This is a genomic window from Serratia sp. FGI94 (genome assembly GCF_000330865.1).
GTDB classification, from domain to species: domain Bacteria; phylum Pseudomonadota; class Gammaproteobacteria; order Enterobacterales; family Enterobacteriaceae; genus Serratia_B; species Serratia_B rubidaea.
The window spans coordinates 1,377,762-1,399,826 of sequence record NC_020064.1 but is presented as its reverse complement, the minus strand read 5'-3'; the positions used below and the strand labels follow the sequence as shown (position 1 = coordinate 1,399,826).

Sequence of the window (22,065 nt, the reverse complement as noted above, 5' to 3'; positions counted from 1 at the left end):
GCAAAGCTCAGCGAAAAACCGGCGTAGCGGCAAGGGCTATACTTACCGCTGCACGCCAACGCCAGCGGAGGCTTGATGACCGGAAAACGCTGCGCCGCCGTAACCACCTCAGCGGGCGGCGACTTACGCTTTGCGCCCCTGCGCCTGCGGCCGCCGCGGGTGGACGAGGTCGTGGTGCGTCTGGCCGGCTGCGGCATCTGCCATACCGATCTCAGCTGCCGCAGCGGCGCCGCCGCCGGCGCGATCCTTGGTCACGAGGGCGCCGGCATCGTCGAACGCGTCGGCAGCGCGGTGCGCGCGGTGCAGCCCGGCGATGCGGTGGTGCTCTCCTTCCAGTCCTGCGGCCGCTGCGCCGCCTGCCTTCGCCGCCATCCGGCCGGCTGCGAGCACTTCTGGCAGCTTAACTTCGACTTTCAGCGGCTGGATGGCAGCAGCGGCTATCTGCCGCCGCTGCGCGGCCACTTCTTCGGCCAGTCGGCGTTCGCCACCCACGCGCTGGCCAGCGAGCGCAATCTGGTGCGGGTGGCCGACAACCTGCCGCTGGCTACCCTGGCGCCGCTCGGCTGCGGGCTGCAAACCGGCGCCGGAACGGTGCTCAACGCGCTGAACCTGCAGGCCGGCGAGCGGCTGCTGGTGCTCGGCGTCGGCGCCGTCGGCCTGGCGGCGGTGATGGCGGCCAAACTACGCAATGCCGACGCCATCGTGGCGCTGGATCGTCTGGAAACGCGCCTGCGCTACGCCGGTGAACTGGGGGCCACGCAGACGCTGAGCGATGCGCGGCAAATTGCGCAGCTGCCCGTACTGGATGCGGTGATCGACACCACCGGCGAACAGGGTCTGATTCAAGCGGCATGGCAGCGGCTGCGGCGCGGCGGTACGCTGGCGCTGCTGACCGGCGGCGGCGTGGTGAAATTTTCTCACGATCGGCGCATTCTCAGCGTGATTCAGGGTGATGCCGTACCGCAACAGTTTATTCCCTACCTGATCGAACAGTGGCGCAACGGCCGCTTTCCCTTTGAACGCCTGCTGCGTTTTTACCCGTTTGCGGCCATCAATCAGGCGCTGGCCGCCGCCCAGCGCGGTGAGGCGATCAAGGCGGTGATCCGCTTTGATTAATCCCTGCGGAAACAACGGTTAAATATTATTTAACATGATGATTTTTCAACATCTTCCGGTTGTATGCTTATAACCAGAAAGCATTGGTTTTTCCCGCGCGCGCGCCGCTAAGCTCGACGCTTTGCCTATCAGAAAATTATTATTATGACGACAGACATCGCGGCCCCCTCTGCCGCACCTTCTTATGCAGGGAACGCCGACGCGGCCAGCGTCACCATCCGCAGCGCCGCCGACGTCTCACGGCTGGTCAACAGCGGCGCGGCCAAGCGCAGCGATGCGCGCATCGTGGTCGCCATCGCGCTCGGCGGCGTATTTCTTGACGCGTACGATCTGGGCGCGCTGGCGTTCGGCATCAAGGATGTGGCGCGCGAGTTCAACCTTTCCCCCACCGGCACCGGGCTGGTGGCCTCGGCCATTACCTTCGGCGCGATTATCGGCGCCTTTATCGGCGGCTACCTGACCGACAAAATCGGCCGCTACCGGGTGTTTATGGCCGATATGTTTTTCTTTGTGGTGGCGGCGCTGGCCTGCGCCTTCGCGCCGAATGAGTGGGTGCTTGGCGGCGCGCGCTTTGTGATGGGGCTGGGAGTCGGCATCGATCTGCCGGTCGCCATGGCGTTTCTGGCCGAGTTCTCCCGCCTGTCCGGCCGCGGCAACAAGGCGGCGCGCATCGCCATGTGGTGCCCGACCTGGTATGCGGCGATCAGTATCTCCTACCTGCTGGTGCTGTTGCTGTATGCGGTGCTGCCGGAGGGGCATACCGACTGGCTGTGGCGGCTGATCCTCGGCTTCGGCGCGGTGCCCGCCCTGCTGATTATCGCCGTCCGCAGCCGCTATATGAGCGAATCGCCGGTGTGGGCCGCCAATCAGGGCGATCTGCAGGGCGCCGCCGCCATTCTGCGCCGCTCCTACAATATCCACGCGCGGGTGGCCGCAGACGCCGAACAAACGCCGGCCGCACCGGCCAGACGCGCCGCCTGGCGCAACTACGGTGAACTGCTCAAAGGGGTGTATCTGCGGCGCACCGTGCTGGCGACCACCATCGCCATCGCCTCTTCCTTTGCCTATAACGCCGTCGCCTTCGGCCTGCCGGTGATCCTCTCCACCTTTTTGGCGCAGTCGATGCTCAGCACCATTCTGGTGTCGCTGGCGCTGAACCTGCTGTTCGCCTTCGTCGGCGGCCTGCTGGCGGTGCGGCTGGTGCCGCGCTTCGGCGCCTGGAAAATGACGCTGCTCGGCTACGCCTGCCAGCTGGCGGCGCTGCTCGGGCTGGCGCTGGTCGGCCTGCCGAACGGCGGCGGCGAGGCGGCCTTCTCCATCGGCATGCTGGCGCTGTTCCTGCTCGGCCAGGGCTTCGGCCCCGGTTCGCACAGCATGACCTTCGCCTCGCTGAGCTACCCCACCTCGCTGCGCGGCGTCGGCGTCGGTTTTAACCAGACGCTGATGCGCGCCAGCTCCACGCTGTCGCTGTTCCTGTTCCCGGTGCTCTCCGCCGCGCTGGGCACCGGCGTGTTCTGGGTGATCGCCCTGGCGCCGCTGGTCGGGCTGGCCGCCCTGCTGCTCATCCGCTGGGAGCCGGCCGGCTATGACGTCGACGCCGAGGATTTCCGCCCGGCGTAATCCGCCGCTGACGCTGCGCCGGCCTGTTCCGCCGGCGCGCTCTCCGCACCAAGCCGCGCCTGCAGCTGCTCGCGCCACCACTGCGCCGCCAGTCCGCTGGCGTTTTCCCGCCAGCCGACGTAGGTGTCGCTGCTCAGGCTCACGCCCTCAACGCTTTTCGCCACCAGCTCGCCGCTGTCCAGATAGGGCTGCGCCAGCGACAGCGGCAGGTAGCCGCAGCCCAGCCCCGCCAGCTGCGCCTTCAGTTTGGCATCGAAACTGAACACCGTCAGCGTGTCCTGCTCATCCAGCAGGTGCAGGCTCTGCGGCGCATTGACCCGCGACGTATCGCGCACCGCTACCGCACGCTGCTGGCGAACCCGCTCCCGGGTCAACGGCTCCGCGACCGCCGCCAGCGGATGCTGCGGCGCCACGGCGAAGACATAGTGCAGCTTGCCCAGTTTGCGGTAGGCAAAGCCGGTGCGCGAGGGCGGCTCGCTGATGGCGCCGATAACGATATCGGCGCAGCCGTGCAGCAGAGACTCCCAGCAGCCGGCCAGCACCTCGTGGCTGAAACGCAAACGGGTATGGGGATGCTGACGGTAGAAGTCGTCAATCAGCGGCAGCAGGTGCTCAAACGGAAACGCGGCGTCAACGCCGAGGGTCAGTTCGCTCTCCCAGCCGCTCTCCACATAGCGCGCCTGCTGCTCCAGATCCTGCGCGGCGCGCAGCAGCACCCGCCCTTTCTCCAGCATCAGTTTGCCGGTATCGGTAAAGCGCGCGCGATGGCCGGAGCGGTCCAGCAGCGTCACGCCGAGGTCGCTCTCCAGCTTTTGCACCGTATAGCTCAGCGCCGACGGCGTTTTAAACAGCCGCGCCGCCGCTGCGGCAAAGGTGCCGTAGCGTTCCAGCGCATCAAGAATTAACAGCGCTTCCAGATTCAGTCGCACACCCCATCTCCCGCGTATAAAAAAACTTAACAAGACGACAAAAATTCTGCGCTATCTTTGCGCAGCGCCGCTTTCTACCATGCCTCTCAGACAGCAATAGCAAAAGCTTTTTCAACCGTAATTCACTCTGGGATGGTAAATTATGTCTAAGTTTCAATTGCTTGATCCAACCAACTCCGCACTGATTTTTATCGACCACCAGCCGCAGATGGCGTTCGGCGTTGCCAATATCGACCGGCAGCAGCTGAAAAATAACGTGGTGGCGCTGGCCAAGGCCGGCAAGATTTTCAACGTGCCGACCCTGTTTACCTCGGTGGAAACCGAAAGCTTCAGCGGCTATATCTGGCCGGAACTGCTGGCGGTGCATCCGGACAGCCAGCCGATTGAACGCACCTCGATGAACTCCTGGGAAGACGCCGCCTTTGTGCGCGCCGTGGAGGCCACCGGCCGCAAAAAACTGGTGATCTCGGCGCTGTGGACCGAAGTCTGCCTGACCTTCCCGGCGCTGATGGCGCTGGAGGCCGGCTATGAGGTGTACGTGGTCACCGACACCTCCGGCGGCACCTCGGCGGACGCCCACGAACGCGCCATCGATCGTATGGTGCAGGCCGGCGCGGTGCCGGTGACCTGGCAGCAGGTGCTGCTGGAGTACCAGCGCGACTGGGCGCGCAAGGAGAGCTACGACGCCGTGATGGATCTGGTGCGCGAACACAGCGGCGCTTACGGCATGGGCGTCGACTACGCTTATACCATGGTGCACCACGCGCCGGCGCGCACGGCGAAGTAACCCCACCCGGCTCCCCGGCGCCGCGCCGGGGAGCGTGTTCAGGAGACGCTGCGCATGCCACACCCACAGCACGCCACGCTGGTGATTACCCATCGCCCGACGCCGGACAACGTGCCGGCCTATGAAGCCTGGCTGAAACGCATTATGCCGCACGCCGCCGAATTTACCGGCCACCTCGGCGTTAACGTGATTCGCCCCGCCGGCGCGGAGCAGAGCTACACCATTCTGGTGCGCTTTGATAACGTCGATAACCTCTACCGCTGGCTGCATTCGCCGCAGCGCGAAGAGTATATCCGCCAGGTGACGCCGCTGCTGGCGGCGGAAGATCATATTGAAATCCGCCCCGGCGCCGAATTCTGGTTTACGCCGCCCGACCCGCGCGTGCGCCCGCCGGCGAAATGGAAGCAGTTTCTGATCACGCTGGCGGTGATTTTTCCGTCCACCCATCTGGTGCCGTGGCTGTGGGGAGCCTTGCTGCCCCGGCTGCAGGGCACATTCGGCGGCCACCTGCTTAACGACGCCAGCGTCGTGGCGCTGGTGGTGTTTCTCTGGATGCCGATTGTGACGCGCCTGTTTAACCACTGGCTGACCCGCCATTAACCCACGTCGGGAGAAGATAATGAGTCATTACGCCACACTGATTATCACCAACGGTAAGTTCCATACCGTCGATCGCACCAACCCCACCGCGCAGGCGGTGGCGATCAAGGACGGCAAGTTTCTGGCGGTCGGCAGCGAAAGCGAGGTGATGCGCCATGCCGATGACGCCACGCAGATTATCGACCTGCAGGGCCATACGGCGATCCCCGGCCTCAATGATTCCCACCTGCACCTGATCCGCGGCGGCCTGAACTATAACCTGGAGCTGCGCTGGGAGGGCGTACCGTCGCTGGCCGACGCGCTGCGCATGCTGCGGGAACAGGCGCTGCGCACCCCCAGCCCGCAGTGGGTGCGGGTGGTCGGCGGCTGGAGCGAGTTTCAGTTTGCCGAGCGCCGCATGCCGACGCTCGATGAGATCAATCAGGCGGCGCCGGACACGCCGGTGTTTGTGCTGCATCTGTACGATCGCGCCCTGCTGAACCGCGCCGCGCTGAAGGTGGCGGGCTACACCAAAGAGACGCCGAACCCGCCGGGCGGCGAGATCCAGCGCGACGCCAACGGCAACCCCACCGGCATGCTGATCGCCAAACCCAACGCCATGCTGCTGTACGCCACGCTGGCCAAGGGGCCGCGGCTGCCGCTGGAGCAGCAGGTTAACTCCACCCGTCAGTTTATGCGCGAGCTGAACCGCCTGGGGCTGACCAGCGCCATCGACGCCGGCGGCGGCTTCCAGAACTACCCGGAAGATTATCAGGTGGTTGCCGAGCTGCATGAAAAACGGCAGCTGACGGTGCGCATCGCCTATAACCTGTTTACCCAGCGGCCGCAGCAGGAGCTGGAAGACTTCCGGCTGTGGACCGATATGCTCAAGCCGGGCCAGGGCACCGATTTTTACCGCCATAACGGCGCCGGCGAGATGCTGGTGTTCTCCGCCGCCGATTTCGAAGACTTCCTGCAGCCGCGCCCGGATCTGCCGCCGGGCACCGAGGAGGAGCTGGAGCGGGTGGTGCGCCATCTGGTGGAGCACCGCTGGCCGTTCCGCCTGCACGCCACCTATGATGAATCCATCAGCCGCATGCTCGACGTGTTTGAGAAAGTGAACCGCGAGATCCCCTTTAACGGCCTGCACTGGCTGTTCGACCACGCCGAAACCATCACCGAACGCAATATCGAGCGGGTGAAGGCGCTGGGCGGCGGCATTGCGGTTCAGCACCGGATGGCGTTTCAGGGGGAATATTTTGCCGAGCGCTACGGTCAGCAGGCCGTTAAACAGACGCCGCCGGTGGCGAAAATGCTGGCCGCACAACTGCCGGTCGGGCTGGGCACCGACGCCACCCGCGTCGCCAGCTACAACCCGTGGACGGCGCTGTATTGGCTGGTGTCCGGCCGCACCGTCGGCGGCATGCAGATGTATGACGAACAGAACCGGCTCGATCGCGACACCGCGCTGATGCTGTGGACGCAGGGCAGCGCCTGGTTCTCCAGCGAGCAGGGGAAAAAAGGCCAGATCAAGGTGGGACAGCTGGCGGACCTGGCGGTGCTGTCGCAGGACTACTTCAGCGTCGCAGAGGAGCAGATTAAGGGCATCGAGTCGCTGCTGACGCTGGTGGACGGCAAGGTGGTGTACGCCGCCGGCCCGTTCTCGCCGCTGGCGCCGCCGCCGATTCCGGTGCTGCCGGAGTGGTCGCCGGTGACCAACGTGCCGGGCCACTACCGCTCGGCGCCGCCGGCTGCGGCAAAAGTGGGGCTGGCCGCTGCGCCGCACCAGTGTTGCGGCCCGTGCGGCGTGCATGCGCACCAGCACGATATCGCCCGCGGCGCCGGCGTCCCGGTCTCTGACGACCGGGCTTTCTGGGGCGCGCTCGGCTGTTCGTGCTTCGCGTTTTAAGCGTCCGCAGCGCCCTGGCAGGCTGCCAGCTTGATAAGCTGGCAGCCTGCCAACCCACCAAATCAATAAGCAATTAAGTTAATAAGCTAATAACCAAATAATTTACCAGCTTAATTAACCCAGCCCCTCAGCCAGCTGCGCCGCTAGGCGTCGGCACAGCGCTTCTGTTAGGATAAAAATGCGCGTGCGGACGCGCCTCGTCCGCACAACCGTCACGATCCACAGAGATAAGATGAATGTCGCCGAAGATTTTAATCAGCGCCTGCCTGGCCGGTTTCAAAGTACGCTATAACGGTTCCGATAAGCCGTTGCCGGACGCGGCGCTGACGCGCTGGCAGCAAGAGGGACGTCTGGTGGTGTGTTGTCCGGAGCTGGCGGCGGGTTTCTCCACCCCGCGTCCGGCGGCGGAAATCAGCCCCGATGCCGACGGCGCAGCGGTGCTCGCCCAGCGGGCGCAGGTACGTGAAACCACCGGCGCCGACGTCACCGCCCCCTACCTGCTGGGCGCGCAGCTGGCGCTGGAAACCGCGCGTCGTCACGGCTGCCGCTTTGCGCTGCTGACCGACGGCAGCCCCTCCTGCGGCAGCCAGCTGATCTACGACGGCAGCTTCAGCGGCCAAAGCAAGCCCGGCAGCGGCGTTACCGCCGCCCTGCTGCGGCAGCAGGGCATTGAGGTGTTTTCCGACCGGCAGATCGCGGCGCTGGTGGCCCGCGTCAGCGAGTACGAGCGGCAAGCAGCGCCGCCAGCCGCTGACGCAGATGGGCAATCCCCTGCGGGTGGTGAATAAATTCCTCGATCGGCATCATGCGCCAGTACTGACCTTCATCGCCGAAGCGCACGGCGGCGATTTGCCGCGCGCTGAGCGCCCCCAGCATAAACCAGGTAGCAGGATCCCCCGGCCGCCGTCCGGGATAGCAACGGCGCTCATGCACCTGAGCGGCGGCAAGCGTCAGACCGAACTCTTCGTAGGTTTCCCGCTGCACGCACTGCAGCGGCGTTTCCGCCCCTTCGCGCCCGCCGCCGGGCAGGTCCCACTGGCCGGGCCACGGGATATCGTCGCGGCAGTCGCGCCGGTAAACCAGCACCTGACCCTGATGCAGCAGCGCGATCTTCGCGCCGCCGAAATCCTGCTCCGCCATCGTCGGCTCCTTATCATCCGTCGCGCCAGCATGCCGTCCCGATGCGTCATAATGCAAGCGGGGCAATTTAGGGTATAGTAAAAACTGGTTTTCATGACGGACGAACACTCATAATGAACTCTCCTTTTCTGGTTACCCCACAATGGCTTGAACAACATCTCCACGATGCGGATCTGGTGCTGGTCGATGTGCGCATGTCGCCGCCGGGCCTGACGCCGAAGAAAGATATGCAGGCCGAATTTGAACGCGGCCATCTGCCGGGCGCGGTCTATTTCGATATCGACGACGTCGCCGACAAACACAGCGCGCTGCCGCATATGCTGCCGGACGCCGCAGCCTTCGGCCGCGCGGCGGGCGAGCTGGGCATCAGCGAAAACAGCACGCTGGTGTTCTATGACGAGGGCAACCAGTTTTCCGCCCCGCGCGGCTGGTGGACCTTCCGCAATTTCGGCGCCCAACGGGTTTACGTGCTGGATGAGGGGCTGAACGGCTGGACGACGCGCGGCAACGCGCTGGAAACCGGCCCCGCCAAACGGCCGGCCGCCGTGTTTAACGCCAGCTTCAACCCGGCGGCGGTGGTTGACATGGTGCAGGTGGAGCAGGCGCTGGGCAGCGATATCCAGATCCTCGACGCGCGCGCCGCCGCCCGCTTCTACGGCGACGCGCCGGAACCGCGTCCCGGCCTGCACCGCGGCCATATTCCCGGCAGCATCAATATTCCCTACGGCGAGCTGCTGGAAAACGGCCGCGTCAAATCGCTGGAAGCGCTGCGGGAGACCTTCAGCGCCAAAGGGGTCGATATTAACGGCCCGATCGTCGTCAGCTGCGGCTCCGGCGTCACCGCCGCGGTGCTGGCCTTTGGCCTGCAGTCGCTGGGCGCGCCGCAGGTCAGGCTGTATGACGGCTCCTGGAGCGAATGGGGCCTGCTGGACGGCAAGCAGCCGATAGCCACCAGGTAACCCCCGCGCCCGCCGCCGCAGGCTTTCACCACGGCGGCGGGCGGTTTAAATCGCCACCAGCGCCCTGGCGCCCTCCCGCTCCATATCGGCGCCCGCGCCGCGCTGCACAATGCTGCCGCGCGCCATCACCAGGTAGCTGTCCGCCAGTTCGGCGGCAAAGTCATAAAACTGCTCCACCAGCAGGATCGCCATCTCCCCCTGCGCCGCCAGCTGTCCGATCACCGCGCCAATCTCCTTAATCACCGACGGCTGAATGCCTTCGGTAGGCTCATCCAGAATCAGCAGGCTCGGCCGGCAGGCCAGCGCCCGGCCGATCGCCAGCTGTTGCTGTTGGCCGCCGGACAGGTCGCCGCCGCGCCGGTGCTTCATCTGCGCCAGCACCGGGAACAGCGGGTAAATGCTGTCCGGCACGCGCTTCGCCTCCGCCGCGCTGAAGCGCGACAGCCCCATCAGCAGGTTCTCCTCCACCGTCAGCCGCGGAAAAATCTCGCGCCCCTGCGGCACATAGGCGATGCCGGCCTGCACCCGTAGGTGGGGCTTATAGCCGTTGAGGCGCTGCCCCTGCCAGCTGATATCGCCGCTTTTCGCCGGCAGCAGCCCCATCAGACACTTCAGCAAGGTGGTTTTGCCCACGCCGTTGCGCCCCAACAGGCAGGTCACCTCGCCAATCCGCGCCTCAAAAGAGACGCCGCGCAAAATATGGCTGCCGCCGTAATATTGGTTCAGCTCGTTCACTTGCAGCATCACGCTTTCCTCTTTAAATGCGCCTCAGCGTCCCAGATAGACGTCAATCACCCGCTCGTCGGCCTGCACCTGCGCCAGCGAGCCTTCCGCCAGCACCTGCCCCTGATGCAGCACCGTCACGCGATCGGCGATGGCTTCGACAAACCCCATATCGTGCTCCACCACCATCAGCGAATGGCTGCCCGCCAGAGATTTGAACAGTTCGGCGGTGTACTCGGTTTCCGCATCGGTCATGCCGGCCGCCGGCTCATCCAGCAGCAGCAGATGCGGCTCCTGCACCAGCAGCATGCCGATCTCCAGAAACTGCTTCTGGCCGTGCGACAGCAGCCCGGCCGGCCGGTGACGCTGATTCATCAGCCGCAGCGTCTGCAGCATCTGCTCGATGCGGTCGCGCTGCTCGCCGCTCAGCCTGGCGCGCAGGCAGGCCCACACCGAACGGCGGTTCTTCTGCGCAATCTCCAGGTTCTCAAACACCGTCAGCGCTTCAAACACCGTCGGCTTCTGGAACTTGCGGCCAATGCCGGCCTGCGCGATGCGGATCGGATCCATCTGCATCAGATCGCGCGTCTGGTCGTAAAACACCCGCCCGCTGTCCGGCCGGGTTTTGCCGGTGATCACATCCATCAGCGTGGTTTTGCCCGCGCCGTTCGGCCCGATCACGCAGCGCAGTTCGCCGACGCCGATCTGCAGCGACAGATCGCGCAGCGCATGGAAGCCGTCGAAACTGACGTTGATCTTCTCCAGCTGCAGCACCGGATCGGTCTGTCCGCGGCGTTTATCGGCCGGCAGCGGGTGGGTAAACAGCTCATCGGTCATCTGCATGGCGTTCATGGCGCTTTCCTCCGGCGCAGCAGGCCGATCACGCCCTGCGGCAGGAACAGCGTCACCACGATAAACATCAGCCCGAGGAACAGCTGCCAGTATTCCGGCATCGCCACGGTGAACCAGCTCTTGGCGCCGTTGACAATGCCTGCGCCGAGCAGCGGCCCGACCAGCGTGCCGCGCCCGCCCAGCGCCACCCAGATAGCGGCTTCGATCGAGTTGGTGGGCGACATTTCGCCGGGGTTGATAATGCCCACCTGCGGCACGTACAGCGCGCCGGCCAGCCCGCACAGCACCGCCGACAGCGTCCAGACGAACAGTTTGAAACCGCGCGGCTGATAGCCGCAGAACGTCAGGCGGTTTTCCGCATCGCGCACCGCCGTCAGCACGCGGCCGAATTTACTGCGCGCCAGCGCGAAGCCCAGCCCCAGGCTGGCGACCAGCAACAGCACCGTCGCCAGAAACAGCGCCACGCGGGTGCCGGTCGCCGCGATCGGCGCCCCCAGCAGGGTGGTGAAGCCGGTAAAGCCGTTATTGCCGCCGAAGCCGGTTTCGTTACGGAAAAACAGCAGCATGCCGGCGTAGGTCAGCGCCTGCGTCATAATGGAGAAATACACCCCTTTGATTTTCGAGCGGAAGGCAAAGTAGCCGAACACCAGCGCCAACAGGCCCGGCGCCAGTACGATCAGACACAGCGCCCAGGCGAAATACTGCGTGCCGCTCCAGAACCACGGCAGCTCGCTCCACGACAGAAACGACATAAACGCCGGCAGGCCGTCGCCGGCCGCCTGACGCATCAGGTACATGCCCATCGCGTAGCCGCCGAGGGCAAAGAACAGGCCGTGGCCGAGCGACAGCAGCCCGGCGTAGCCCCACACCAGATCCAGCGCCACCGCCACCACCGCGTAGCACAGGATTTTCCCCGTCAGCGTCAGGGTGTAGGTGGAGATCGCCAGCGGGTGCCCGGCGGGCAGCAGCGCCAGAAACGGCATGATTAACAGCGCCAGCAGCAACAGCGTGCCGAGGGTCAGCGCCGTCCGCGGCGCTTTCTGCACGCCGCTGAGGGTTAAGGGTTGGCTCATCAGTCGGTCACCCTGCCCTTCAGGGCGAACAGCCCCTGAGGACGTTTCTGAATAAATAGGATAATCAGCGCCAGAATCAGGATTTTGCCCAGCACGGCGCCAATCTGCGGTTCAAGAATTTTGTTGACGATGCCGAGGCCGAACGCCGCCGCCACCGTGCCGGCCAGCTGTCCGACGCCCCCGAGCACCACCACCAGAAACGAGTCGATGATATAGCCCTGCCCCAGTTCCGGCCCAACGTTGCCCAGTTGCGACAGCGCCACGCCGCCCAGCCCGGCGATGCCGGAGCCTAACCCGAAGGCCAGCATATCCACCCGCCCGGTCGGCACGCCGCAGCAGGCGGCCATCGCGCGGTTTTGCGTCACCGCGCGCACATTCATGCCCAGACGGGTTTTGTTCAGCAGCAGCCAGGTAAGCAGCAGCACCAGCGCCACAAACACGATTACCGCGATGCGGTTCCACGGCAGCACCAGATTCGGCAGCAGCTGAATACCGCCGGACAGCCAGGCCGGGTTGGCGACCTCGACGTTCTGCGCGCCGAACAGCAGCCGCACCAGTTGGATCAGCACCAGGCTGATGCCCCAGGTCGCCAGCAGCGTTTCCAGCGGCCGGCCGTACAGATGACGGATCACCGTACGCTCGAGCAGCATGCCGATGCCGGCGGTCACGGCGAACGCTGCCGGCAGCGCCGCCAGCGGATAGAACGCCAGCCACTGCGGCGCCAACTGCTGGAACGCCCCCTGCACCAGATAGGCCGCGTAGGCGCCGAGCATCAGCATTTCGCCGTGGGCCATATTGATCACCCCGAGCAGGCCGTAGGTGATCGCCAGCCCGAGCGCCGCCAGCAGCAGGATCGACCCCAGCGACAGGCCGGTAAACGCCTGGCCGAGCAGATCGCCGATCATCAGCCGGTGCGTGACGCGGGTCAGGCTCTGCTGGGCGGCGGCGCGTACGGCGGCGTCCGGTTCGCCGTCCGCGGCGCTCAGCGCCTGCAGCCGCGCCTGGGTCTGCGGATCGCCCGACTCGCCCAGCAGCTGCACCGCCTGCAGACGCACCTGCGGATCGGCGTCGCTCAGCTGCAGGTTGGCCAGCGCGATGCGCAGCGCGTCGCGCACCGCCTCATCCGGCTCCTGCGCCAGCCGTTGTTTCAGCAGCGGCCGCTGGTCGCGCTGCGCGTCACGCTGCAGCGTCTGCGCCGCCTGCAGCCGCGCCGCCTTATCGCCGCTCACCAGCTGTTGCGCCGCCAGCGCGTTGGCGACCAGGATGCGCAGCCGGTTGTTCAGGCGCACTTTTTTCGGCGTTCCCTGCGGCGCGGCGTCGCCCTCCAGCGGCGTCCAGCCGCCGTTCTGGCGGGTAAATGCGCGCCCGGCGGCGTCCAGCGCCAAGTTTTCCTGTTTCAGCGCCTGCAGCAGCGGCAGACGTGCGGCGTCGGGCGCGCTCGCCCAGCTCTGCAGTAATTTGGCCTGCTGGCTGCGGCCGGCGGCGGCGAAGTCACCGGCCGATCCTGCCTGCGCCCACAGCGGCAGGCAGCACAACAGCCAGAGAAATGGCCGCAGTCGGGATAAACATAAAGATTGCATCATGCTGCTTCTCTGTCGGGGCCGGCTACGCCCGGCCCCATCGTGGTTACTCCATCAGCGGGCGCGGCGAGCCGCGCGCCGCACGCTTAGTTGCCCCCTTTCACCGGCTGGTCAGGCTTTTTATCGTTGCCGGCGATATACGGGCTCCACGGCTGCGCCCGCAGCGGCTGTTCGCTCTGCCACACCACGTTGAACTGGCCGTTGTCCTCAATTTCGCCAATCATCACCGGCTTGTGCAGGTGGTGGTTGACAGCGTCCATCGTCAGCGTAAAGCCCGACGGCGCGGCGAACTGCTGGCCGGCCATCGCGGCGCGCACTTTATCGACGTCGGTCGTGCCGGCCTTTTCCACCGCCTGCGCCCACATATGGATGCCGACATAGGTCGCCTCCATCGGGTCGTTGGTCACCGCGCTGGCGCTGTTCGGCAGGTTGTGCGCCTTGGCGTAGGCGCGCCACTCGGCGACAAACTTCTGGTTGGTCGGATTATCCAGCGACTGGAAGTAGTTCCACGCCGCCAGGTTGCCGACCAGCGGTTTGGTATCGATGCCGCGCAGCTCCTCCTCCCCGACCGAGAAGGCGATCACCGGCACGTCGGTGGCCTTGATGCCCTGATTGGCCAGCTCTTTATAGAACGGCACGTTGGAGTCGCCGTTAATGGTGGAGATCACCGCCGTATTACCGCCGGCGGAGAATTTCTTGATATTGGCGACGATGGTCTGATAGTCGCTGTAGCCGAACGGCGTGTAGACTTCGGCGATATCCTTGTCCTGTACGCCTTTGCTATGTAAAAAGGCGCGCAGGATCTTGTTGGTGGTGCGCGGGTAGACGTAGTCGGTGCCCAGCAGGAAGAAGCGTTTGGCGCCACCGCCGTCTTCGCTCATCAGGTACTCCACCGCCGGAATCGCCTGCTGGTTCGGCGCCGCGCCGGTATAGAACACGTTCGGCGACATCTCTTCCCCCTCATACTGCACCGGATAGAACAGCAGGCCGTTCAGCTCCTCGAACACCGGCAGCACCGATTTGCGCGATACCGAAGTCCAGCAGCCGAACACCACCGCCGCCTTGTCCTGCGTCAGCAGCTGGCGCGCCTTCTCGGCGAACAGCGGCCAGTTGGAGGCCGGATCGACCACCACCGGCTCCAGTTTTTTCCCCAGCACCCCGCCCTTGGCGTTGATATCGTCAATGGTCATCAGCGCCACGTCCTTCAGCGGCGTTTCCGAAATGGCCATGGTGCCGGACAGCGAATGCAGAATGCCGACCTTGATGGTGTCGGCGGCCTGGACGCTCCACGCCAGCCCGATGCCGAGCAGGCCGGCGGACAGGGCGCAGGCTTTGATAAAATGACGGTGTGACATAGTTCGACTCCTGGTGAAAGTGATCAAGACGCGGGCCCCTGCTGTAAGCGCGCCTGATGCAGGCGATGCAGGGTTATTTTTCGTACTTCGGCCTTACTGACGGCTATGTGATCGCTGAGCAGCGTTTGCGCCTCCTCGGTGTGACGTTGCAAAATCGCCCGCAGAATCGCGGCGTGTTCGTGATAGGTCGCATCGACCCGTTGCTCCTGGGTGAAGTCCAGCCGGCGGATAATGCGGATCTTCTCGGTGACGTCGCGGTGGATCCGCGCCATCTCGCCGTTGCCGGCGGCGGCCACCAGCGCCATATGAAACTGTTCGTCGTGCTGCGAAACGCTCTGGCCGTCCGCCAGCCGCGGCGCCTCGATCCAGAAATGCGTCAGCGCCGCCAGCGCCGGCGGCGTCTCGCCCGCCGGGCGGGCGCACAGGCGTTTCAGCGCCTCCCGCTCCAGCACGATGCGCAGGTCGTACAGCTGTTCGAAATAGTCGAAGTCGAACGGCCGCACCTGCCAGCCGCTGCGAAAATGCACGTCAACGTAGCCTTCGCGCTCCAGCCGGAACAGCGCCTGACGCACCGGCGTGCGGCTGGCCGCCATGCGCCCGGCGATCTCGCTTTCGCTGAAGCGGTCGCCCGGCAGCAGGCGGAAATCAAAAATGTCGTCCTTCAGCTGCTGATAGATACGCTCCGCCAGCCCCTCCGGCCGCGCCTTATGGCGGTTGTTGGTCAGTTGCATCGTTGTCTCCTCAGCCGGCGCGCTCCAGCCACAGCAAGGCGTCCCCCGGCCCGACCGGCCGCCCCGGCTGACAGCCGATGCGCTTGATCACCCCGGCGCGCGGCGCGGTGACCGCCAGCTCCATCTTCATCGCCTCCACCACGATCAGCGGCTGACCGGCGGCCACCGTCTGGCCCGGCTCCACCAGCACCTTCCACACGTTGCCGTTCAGGTCGGCGCTGACCAGCTCGCCGTCCACCTCCTCAGGGGCGGCCGGCGGCAGCAGCTGCGCCTCCGGCTCGCTCTCCTGCGTCTGCCAGCGCGCCACCTCGCCGGCGAACGCCTGCTGCTGCCGACTGCGGAAGGCGTCGATGTCGTCGGCGTTTTCCGCCAGGAAGCGGCGATACTCGGCAAAGTCGAACTCGCTGTGCTCAATGCGGATCGTCATGCGCCCGGCGCGGAACGCCTCGCGCTGCGTCTCCAGCTCCTGCTCGCTGACCGGATAGAAACGCACCTGATCGAAAAAGCGCAGCAGCCACGGTTCGCCGGCGCTGAACTGCGGATTGGTGAGGAATTTGTTCCAGATCGGCAGCGTGCGGCCGACCAGCTGATAGCCCCCCGGCGAATCCATGCCGTAGATGCACATATACATGCCGCCGATGCCGACGGTGCCTTCAGCGGTGTGGGTGCGCGCCGGGTTGTATTTCGAACTGAGCAGGCGGTGGCGCGGATCCAGCGGCACCGCACAGGGCGCGCCGAGATACACATCGCCGAGGCCGAGAATCAGGTAGCTGGCGTCAAACAGGATGTCGCGCACCTGCTCACGCCGCTCCAGCCCGTTGATACGCTGAATAAAATCGACGTTGTTCGGCAGCCACGGCGCGTCGGCGCGCACGGTTTGCCGGTAGCGCTCCACCGCGTCCAGCGTCGCGCCGTCTTCAAAGGCCATCGGCAGATGGACAATGCGCGTCGGCACCTTCAGATTGCTGACGTCCTCCAGCGAGCGTTCGCGCGCCAGCAGCTGCGACAGCAGATCCTGCTGCGCGATGGTGCGGCTGTCGTAACGGATCTGCAGCGAGCGCACGCCGGGCGCCAGCTCCTCAACGCCGGCAATCGGCTGCGCCCGCAGCGACTGCATCAGCAGGTGAATACGCAGGCGCGACGCCAGATCCAGCACGTTGTCGCCGTACTCCATCAGCAGGTAGCCATCGCCCGCCTGGCGATAGGTCACCGCCGGCAGGCCATTATCCGCCTCAAGGCGCGCCAACACCGCGGCCGACACCGTTCCCGCCGGCGCCAGCGACGGCGGCGGCAGCGTGATGGCCTTCACCGCCGCCAGCGCCTCGATGCTGCCGAGCTGCGCCTGCTCCAGCGACTGCGCCTGTTTAAAACTGATAGGGTGAAAACGGATGCGGTCGCCCGGCTTCACCTGCCCCACTTTCCACAGCTCCGCGCGGGCGATGGTCACCGGGCAGACAAAGCCGCCGAGGCTCGGCCCGTCGCGGGTCAGGATCACCGGGAAATCGCCGGTAAAGTTAATCGCGCCGATGGCGTATTCGCAGTCGTGCACGTTGGACGGGTGCAGGCCGGCCTCGCCGCCGTCCTGACGCGCCCAGGCCGGCTTCGGCCCGGACAGGCGCACCCCCAGCCGGTTGGAGTTGTAATGCACCTGCCATTCGCTGGCGAAGAAGGTGTCGATGGACGCCTCGGTGAAGAAGTCCGGCGCGCCGTGCGGGCCGTACAGCACGCCGATATGCCAGACGTCGCCGTACTGCGGGATCAGGCTGGGGTCCAGCGCCTGCGGCGCGGCGACCGGCGCCGGGGTGGTGCTGGCGGGCAACTGCGGCTGGGCGACGGACAGCATATCCGCCACCCGCAGCGTGCGGCCGGCGTGGCCGCCGAACTGGCCGAGCGCGAAGGTGGAGCGGCTGCCCAGATAGAGCGGCACGTCGATGCCGTTGCGCACCGCCAGATAGGTTCGGCACCCCTGGGCGGCGCGGCCGAGCGTCAGCACCTGACCGGCGCGCACCGCAACCGGCCGCCAGTAGTCCAGCGGCGCATCGTCCAGCGTCGCCGGGCAGTCCGCGCCGGTCAGCGCGATGGTGGCGTCGCAGTGGAAGCGCAGCGTCGGCCCCTGCAGGGTAAACTCCAGTCCGGCGGCGCTCGGGTGGTTGCCGACGATGCGGTTCGCCAGCCGGAAAGCGAAATCATCCATCGGCCCGGACGGCGGCACGCCGATATCCCAGTAGCCGAGGCGGCCGGGATAGTCCTGCACGCTGCTGTAGGTGCCGGGCTGCAGCACCTCGATGCAGTGCGGCCGATAGGCAAAGTCGTCCAACAGACCGGTCCAGACCTCGCCGTCGCGGAAGGCGCGGGTCGCCACCACCTGACGCAGATAGTCCAGATTAGTGGCGATGCCGTGCAGCCGCGTGGCGTCCAGCGCCTGCTGCATCTTCGCCAGCGCCTCGGCCCGGTCCTCGCCGTAGACAATCAGCTTGGCAAGCAGCGGGTCGTAAAAGGCGGAGACTTCGCTGCCGCTGCTAACCCAACCGTCGACGCGCACCTCCGGCGGAAACGCCACCTCGGTCAGCACGCCGGGGCTGGGCTGGAAGTTCTTCAGCGGATCTTCCGCATAAATGCGCGCCTCGATCGCTGCGCCGCGCGGCGCGCGCTGCAGCGCCGTCCAGTCCAGCGCATCGCCCGCCGCCACCTGCAGCATGCACTCAATCAGATCCAGGCCGGTTACCTGCTCCGTCACCGGATGTTCCACCTGCAGGCGGGTGTTCACCTCCAGGAAATAGAACTCATCGCGGACGGCGTCGTAGATAAACTCCACCGTTCCGGCGCTGCGGTAGCCGACCGACTCCCCCAGCGCCACCGCCGCCTGATGCAGCGCCTGACGGGTGGCGGCCGGCAGGTGCGGCGCGGGCGTCTCCTCCACCACCTTCTGATTGCGGCGCTGCAGCGAACAGTCGCGTTCCCCCAGCGCCGCTACCCGGCCCTGTCCGTCGCCGAAAATCTGCACCTCAACGTGGCGCGCCCGGTCGATAAAGCGTTCCAGAAACGCGCCGGCGTCGCGGAAGAACTGCTCCCCCAGACGCTTGACGCCGTCATAGGCCGCACGCAGCGCCGCTTCGTTATCACAGCGCGTCAGGCCGATCCCGCCGCCGCCGGCGGTGCTTTTCAGCATCACCGGATAGCCGATGCGCGCCGCCGCGCTGACCGCCTCGTCCACGTCCGCCAGCAGGCCGGTGCCCGGCGTCATCGGCACCCCGGCCGCCGCCGCCAGTTCCCGCGCCCGGTGCTTGAGGCCGAACTCGCGGATTTGCTGCGCCGTCGGGCCGATAAACGCCACGCCGGCGGCGGCGCAGGCGTCGGCGAACTCGGCGCTCTCCGACAGGAAGCCGTAGCCGGGATAAATCGCCTGCGCGCCGGTTTGCGCCGCCGCCGCCAGAATTTTGTCGATGCGCAGATAGCTGTCGGCGGCCTTGTCGCCCCCCAGCGCGACCGCGTGATCCGCCTCGCTCACGTGCGGCGCATGGCGGTCGGCGTCGGAATAGACCGCCACGCTGGTTACGCCCAGACGCTTCAGCGTGCGGATTGCACGGCAGGCGATTTCGCCGCGGTTGGCGATCAATACGGTGGTAAACATGATTAAGCCTCCTTCTCTACGCTGGCGCGGTAGGCACGCCAGCCGCCAAATGCGCTGATATCCGTCGCCTCCGCCAGCGCCCAGGGTTCGCAGATAAAGCCTTTCACCCGCCGGCCGTCCGCCAGCAGCAGCGTGCCGATGCCCAGCGGCGGCGGCACTTCGGCGACAAACTCGCCAAAGCGCGCCAGCGGGATATCCCACAGCTCGACCTCGATCGCCGCGCCGCCGTCAGCTTTCACCAGCCCCGGCTTCGGCGGCTGGGTATCGGCCAGCGCGTACAGCCGGTAGCACGGCGCGGTGGTGGTGCGCTCCGCCAGTACCGCCCGCCGCTGCGTCAGTTGCACGTTGAGCGGCATGCCGCTCAGGTGCGCGCCCACCACGGCGACGCGCACGTGCTGCGACGAAGGCGTCAGCGGCGGCTGCGCGGGCAGCGCCCGCCCGGTAGCGCCGAGCGACAGCCCCAGCCGTTGCTGCCAGCGTTGACCAAATGCCGCCAGCGCGCGGTCGTGCCAGGCCGGTGCGATCAGCGTGATGCCGGCGGGCAGACCGTCGTCGCGCAGCGCGGCCGGCAGCGCCAGCGCGCTGAGGTCGGCCAGATTGGTGAAGTTGGTGTAGGTGCCGAACTGTGAATTGAACAGCACCGGTTCCTGCGCCATTTCCGCCAGCGTGCGGATCGTCGGCGAGGTCGGTACCACCAGCGCGTCAAACGGCGCCAGCAGCCGGTTGATCTGCCGCGTCAGCTCGGCGCGCAGGTATTCCGCGCGGTAGGCGTCGCAGGCGCTGTAGTTCAGCCCGTTGCCGACGATAGCGCGCACCACCGGGTCCATCGCCTCGGGGTTATCGCTAAGCATGCCCGCCACCGCGACGGTGCGTTCCGCCACCCACGGCCCCTCATACAGCTGCTGCGCCAGCTGGCGGAACGGGGTGAAATCGATCGTTTCCAACTGCGCGCCGCCCTCCCGCAGCTGCGCCAGCGCCGTCTGAAACGCCTGCTCCGCCTGCCGATCACCGCAGAACGACAGCGTATCCGGCACCGCAAAGCGCGGCGCGGCCGGCAGATCCGCCGGCGTCGTCTGCGGATGGGTACGTGAATAGGCGTCGTCGGCGTCATAGCCGCCGGCCAGTTCGGCGACGCAGGCGGCATCGGCCACCGTCAGCGCGAAGATCGAGACGCTGTCATTAAGTCGGCAGGCCGGCACCACGCCGCGGCCCGACAGCCAGCCCTTGGTCGGTTTTAAACCGACGATATGGTTAAAGCCCGCCGGCACCCGGCCGGAGCCGGCGGTATCGGTGCCGAGCGCAAACGGCGTCAGCCCGCGCGCCACCACCGACGCCGAGCCGGAGCTGGAGCCGCCGCTGACGTACTGCGGGTTGAAACTGTTTGCCACCGCGCCATACGGCGAGCGGGTGCCCACCAGGCCGGTGGCGAACTGGTCGAGATTGGTTTTACCGATGACGATGGCGCCGGCGGCGCGCAGCCTGGCGACCACCGTGGCGTCCTCGTCGGCCTGATAGGCGAACGCCGGGCAGGCGGCGGTGGTGGGCCAGCCGCCGACGTCAATGTTGTCCTTGACCGCAAACGGCACGCCGAACAGCGGCAGGCGGCTGAGATCCCCCGCCACCGCCGCCAGACGCTGCGCCAACTGCTGATACTGCGCTTCACACTGCCGCGCGTCGGGCAGGTAGATCCAGGCGGTGTCGTTGCGATCGAGGGTGGCCAAAAGTTGAGAAAGCGTGGCGGCGACGCAGGCGATGCGCTCCGCCGCCGGCTGCGTCTGGTAGTAGCGCTGCCACTCGCTGAGGGTGAATCCGTGTTGCTTAACGGGCTGGGTCATCGGCTGAATTCCATCTAGTACACAAGATTGGATCCAGCACAGCAACGCCCGTGCCAGTTTTTTATTTGACTGATTTTAAAAGAGTAATGTTCGATCATCCGCCAGCAGTGCAAAAAACGCGCACCAGCGACGCGCAGGCGTTGAGCAAAAAAGGTGCAGAGAAAACGTTGATTAAGTGAGTAAGGAATTGGTGACAAGCAGGAAAAAATTAACCACACAGTCGTGTCTGAAGAACAAGATCAAAATGGCCCGCATTGCTGCGGGCCTGCTTCAACTAATCGGGCTTATCGTCAGGCGACTTTACGTTGCCGGCGAGGACCTTGAACTTCGCGAACCGGTGTTTTTGCGCGCTCCAACAGGAACGGCGCCGTTTTAGTAAAAAGCTCAATAGATGCACCAATGCGCGCATAAGTTTCGACCGTATCGAACTTTGCATCTTTAGCATATGACATGTGACATCTCCTTGGAGAATGTCCCCGGATATAACCAATCAACCAATGACTTTTGGTCGATCAACCTGGGACGATAGTAGTTATTTACACACAAAAACCCACTATTTTATAGAGCCTATCGTTGTGCAGTACCTCGCTAAACTTGCATCTGCTCTGGCGACCTTCCCTAAATTTCTGGAGTAGTCATCACACTCTTTAACATTTCAAGCGTACAGACCATACGGTAAGAACATTCGGGGTCGTCGGCAAATCCAAACGTCGAATAAAAATCGCGTAAATCAGCGTCGGGTTCCACAATAACGATATGTGTTCCTTGAACCGCATCAGTGAAAATGAAGGCGCCCATAAAGGTAAATAAAACCATTCGTTTATAAAGAGGATGGCTTTCATCATCCCTGACAAAGTTTTCAATCATGTAGATTTCGAAAAATCTCGTATCTGATCAAAACGCACATAAAGCAATCCCTGCCGGATATCCCTCTTTCTCCGCTAATATTTTGAAGCAAAGCTCAATGCTGTTTGGATGCCCCGTGTACTGACTGATCCCCCATTCCCAATTCAGCTCACCAAACATCCCTGATGAGAGCAACCGGTAATCCGTTTCCTTGAGTGGACCTACTGCCAACCCCAGCCCCATTCTATCGATTAATAACTGTAACGCATTGCGGATTTTCTCTCCAACTTCCTGTAAGGTCAGCATTTAAATACGCCTTAAGCGTACAACTTTTTATTTTACCCCCGACAAGCCCCGAGCATCCTCCGAAAGTAGAATCTAATTATCTACTGGGCACTTA

20 protein-coding genes are annotated in these 22,065 nt (G+C 65.0%); 7 read left to right on the top strand and 13 right to left on the bottom strand.

Going from position 1 to position 22,065, the window contains the following annotated elements; genetic code table 11:
• Positions 1-75 precede the first annotated feature (75 nt).
• Positions 76-1,116: an NAD(P)-dependent alcohol dehydrogenase gene (locus tag D781_RS06430; protein ID WP_015671502.1), complete on the top strand. Its 1,041-nt coding sequence runs from the start codon at positions 76-78 to the stop codon at positions 1,114-1,116.
• A gap of 144 nt (positions 1,117-1,260) precedes the next feature.
• Positions 1,261-2,736 (top strand): MFS transporter, encoded by a 1,476-nt coding sequence (locus tag D781_RS06425; protein ID WP_015671501.1) that lies wholly within the window; start codon positions 1,261-1,263, stop codon positions 2,734-2,736.
• Here D781_RS06425 and D781_RS06420 read toward each other — a convergent pair.
• On the bottom strand, positions 2,700-3,665 hold the full coding sequence (locus D781_RS06420) for a LysR substrate-binding domain-containing protein (protein WP_015671500.1): 966 nt from the start codon (positions 3,663-3,665) through the stop codon (positions 2,700-2,702). The genes D781_RS06425 and D781_RS06420 overlap by 37 nt on opposite strands.
• A 142-nt stretch (positions 3,666-3,807) precedes the next feature.
• On the opposite strand from D781_RS06420, the gene D781_RS06415 reads away from it, so the two are divergent.
• From D781_RS06415 to D781_RS06400, 4 genes are all read left to right on the top strand, one after another.
• On the top strand, positions 3,808-4,452 hold the full coding sequence (locus D781_RS06415; protein ID WP_015671499.1) for a hydrolase: 645 nt from the start codon (positions 3,808-3,810) through the stop codon (positions 4,450-4,452).
• A 54-nt stretch (positions 4,453-4,506) separates the two neighbouring features.
• Complete coding sequence (locus tag D781_RS06410) at positions 4,507-5,052, top strand: antibiotic biosynthesis monooxygenase (protein ID WP_015671498.1); 546 nt, start codon at positions 4,507-4,509, stop codon at positions 5,050-5,052.
• 19 nt (positions 5,053-5,071) lie between these two features.
• A complete protein-coding gene (locus tag D781_RS06405) occupies positions 5,072-6,940 on the top strand; it encodes an amidohydrolase (protein ID WP_015671497.1) in 1,869 nt (622 codons plus the stop codon).
• Between the two features lie 236 nt (positions 6,941-7,176).
• The gene (locus D781_RS06400; RefSeq protein ID WP_015671496.1) at positions 7,177-7,728 is read left to right on the top strand and encodes a DUF523 domain-containing protein; all 552 of its coding nucleotides are present in this window, start codon (positions 7,177-7,179) and stop codon (positions 7,726-7,728) included.
• Here the strand turns inward: D781_RS06400 and D781_RS06395 are convergent.
• Positions 7,655-8,080 carry an NUDIX hydrolase gene (locus D781_RS06395; protein ID WP_015671495.1) on the bottom strand — a complete coding sequence of 142 codons (426 nt, stop codon included), beginning with the start codon at positions 8,078-8,080 and terminating at the stop codon, positions 7,655-7,657. The genes D781_RS06400 and D781_RS06395 overlap by 74 nt on opposite strands.
• 113 nt (positions 8,081-8,193) lie before the next feature.
• On the opposite strand from D781_RS06395, the gene sseA reads away from it, so the two are divergent.
• Entirely contained in the window at positions 8,194-9,039 is an 846-nt protein-coding gene (gene sseA / locus D781_RS06390; RefSeq protein WP_015671494.1) for a 3-mercaptopyruvate sulfurtransferase, read from the top strand.
• 45 nt (positions 9,040-9,084) lie between these two features.
• Here sseA and urtE read toward each other — a convergent pair whose 3' ends face one another.
• The 11 genes from urtE to D781_RS23185 all read right to left on the bottom strand — a co-directional run bounded on the left by urtE (position 9,085) and on the right by D781_RS23185 (position 21,971).
• Positions 9,085-9,783: an urea ABC transporter ATP-binding subunit UrtE gene (gene urtE, locus D781_RS06385; protein WP_015671493.1), complete on the bottom strand. Its 699-nt coding sequence runs from the start codon at positions 9,781-9,783 to the stop codon at positions 9,085-9,087.
• Positions 9,784-9,807: 24 nt separating this feature from the next.
• Positions 9,808-10,614: an urea ABC transporter ATP-binding protein UrtD gene (gene urtD / locus D781_RS06380; RefSeq protein WP_015671492.1), complete on the bottom strand. Its 807-nt coding sequence runs from the start codon at positions 10,612-10,614 to the stop codon at positions 9,808-9,810.
• On the bottom strand, positions 10,611-11,687 hold the full coding sequence (urtC, locus tag D781_RS06375) for an urea ABC transporter permease subunit UrtC (RefSeq protein ID WP_015671491.1): 1,077 nt from the start codon (positions 11,685-11,687) through the stop codon (positions 10,611-10,613). Before urtC ends, urtD begins: the two co-directional genes overlap by 4 nt.
• Positions 11,687-13,267, bottom strand: a complete 1,581-nt coding sequence (gene urtB / locus D781_RS06370; protein WP_015671490.1) for an urea ABC transporter permease subunit UrtB — start codon at positions 13,265-13,267, stop codon at positions 11,687-11,689. Before urtB ends, urtC begins: the two co-directional genes overlap by 1 nt.
• 86 nt (positions 13,268-13,353) lie before the next feature.
• On the bottom strand, positions 13,354-14,622 hold the full coding sequence (gene urtA, locus D781_RS06365) for an urea ABC transporter substrate-binding protein (RefSeq protein ID WP_015671489.1): 1,269 nt from the start codon (positions 14,620-14,622) through the stop codon (positions 13,354-13,356).
• Between the two features lie 23 nt (positions 14,623-14,645).
• The gene (locus D781_RS06360; RefSeq protein WP_015671488.1) at positions 14,646-15,353 is read right to left on the bottom strand and encodes a GntR family transcriptional regulator; all 708 of its coding nucleotides are present in this window, start codon (positions 15,351-15,353) and stop codon (positions 14,646-14,648) included.
• Positions 15,354-15,363: 10 nt separating this feature from the next.
• Entirely contained in the window at positions 15,364-18,984 is a 3,621-nt protein-coding gene (uca, locus tag D781_RS06355; protein WP_015671487.1) for an urea carboxylase, read from the bottom strand.
• A gap of 2 nt (positions 18,985-18,986) precedes the next feature.
• Positions 18,987-20,819: an allophanate hydrolase gene (atzF, locus tag D781_RS06350; protein ID WP_015671486.1), complete on the bottom strand. Its 1,833-nt coding sequence runs from the start codon at positions 20,817-20,819 to the stop codon at positions 18,987-18,989.
• A 290-nt stretch (positions 20,820-21,109) separates the two neighbouring features.
• Positions 21,110-21,271, bottom strand: a complete 162-nt coding sequence (locus D781_RS23840; protein WP_158497478.1) for a hypothetical protein — start codon at positions 21,269-21,271, stop codon at positions 21,110-21,112.
• Between the two features lie 166 nt (positions 21,272-21,437).
• Complete coding sequence (locus tag D781_RS23580) at positions 21,438-21,686, bottom strand: hypothetical protein (protein ID WP_124014433.1); 249 nt, start codon at positions 21,684-21,686, stop codon at positions 21,438-21,440.
• A 27-nt stretch (positions 21,687-21,713) separates the two neighbouring features.
• Entirely contained in the window at positions 21,714-21,971 is a 258-nt protein-coding gene (locus tag D781_RS23185; protein WP_051032572.1) for a hypothetical protein, read from the bottom strand.
• Positions 21,972-22,065: the final 94 nt, after the last annotated feature.

Excerpts from the sequence above, each read along its gene's own strand:
- D781_RS06430 (WP_015671502.1), top strand. The coding sequence starts at position 76 with ATGACCGGAAAACGCTGCGCCGCCGTAACCACCTCAGCGGGCGGCGAC.
- D781_RS06425 (WP_015671501.1), top strand. The coding sequence starts at position 1,261 with ATGACGACAGACATCGCGGCCCCCTCTGCCGCACCTTCTTATGCAGGG.
- D781_RS06415 (WP_015671499.1), top strand. The coding sequence starts at position 3,808 with ATGTCTAAGTTTCAATTGCTTGATCCAACCAACTCCGCACTGATTTTT.
- D781_RS06410 (WP_015671498.1), top strand. The coding sequence starts at position 4,507 with ATGCCACACCCACAGCACGCCACGCTGGTGATTACCCATCGCCCGACG.
- D781_RS06405 (WP_015671497.1), top strand. The coding sequence starts at position 5,072 with ATGAGTCATTACGCCACACTGATTATCACCAACGGTAAGTTCCATACC.
- D781_RS06400 (WP_015671496.1), top strand. The coding sequence starts at position 7,177 with ATGTCGCCGAAGATTTTAATCAGCGCCTGCCTGGCCGGTTTCAAAGTA.
- D781_RS06395 (WP_015671495.1), bottom strand. The coding sequence starts at position 8,080 with ATGGCGGAGCAGGATTTCGGCGGCGCGAAGATCGCGCTGCTGCATCAG.
- sseA (WP_015671494.1), top strand. The coding sequence starts at position 8,194 with ATGAACTCTCCTTTTCTGGTTACCCCACAATGGCTTGAACAACATCTC.
- urtE (WP_015671493.1), bottom strand. The coding sequence starts at position 9,783 with ATGCTGCAAGTGAACGAGCTGAACCAATATTACGGCGGCAGCCATATT.
- urtD (WP_015671492.1), bottom strand. The coding sequence starts at position 10,614 with ATGAACGCCATGCAGATGACCGATGAGCTGTTTACCCACCCGCTGCCG.
- urtC (WP_015671491.1), bottom strand. The coding sequence starts at position 11,687 with ATGAGCCAACCCTTAACCCTCAGCGGCGTGCAGAAAGCGCCGCGGACG.
- urtB (WP_015671490.1), bottom strand. The coding sequence starts at position 13,267 with ATGCAATCTTTATGTTTATCCCGACTGCGGCCATTTCTCTGGCTGTTG.
- urtA (WP_015671489.1), bottom strand. The coding sequence starts at position 14,622 with ATGTCACACCGTCATTTTATCAAAGCCTGCGCCCTGTCCGCCGGCCTG.
- D781_RS06360 (WP_015671488.1), bottom strand. The coding sequence starts at position 15,353 with ATGCAACTGACCAACAACCGCCATAAGGCGCGGCCGGAGGGGCTGGCG.
- uca (WP_015671487.1), bottom strand. The coding sequence starts at position 18,984 with ATGTTTACCACCGTATTGATCGCCAACCGCGGCGAAATCGCCTGCCGT.
- atzF (WP_015671486.1), bottom strand. The coding sequence starts at position 20,819 with ATGACCCAGCCCGTTAAGCAACACGGATTCACCCTCAGCGAGTGGCAG.
- D781_RS23840 (WP_158497478.1), bottom strand. The coding sequence starts at position 21,271 with ATGTCATATGCTAAAGATGCAAAGTTCGATACGGTCGAAACTTATGCG.
- D781_RS23580 (WP_124014433.1), bottom strand. The coding sequence starts at position 21,686 with ATGATTGAAAACTTTGTCAGGGATGATGAAAGCCATCCTCTTTATAAA.
- D781_RS23185 (WP_051032572.1), bottom strand. The coding sequence starts at position 21,971 with ATGCTGACCTTACAGGAAGTTGGAGAGAAAATCCGCAATGCGTTACAG.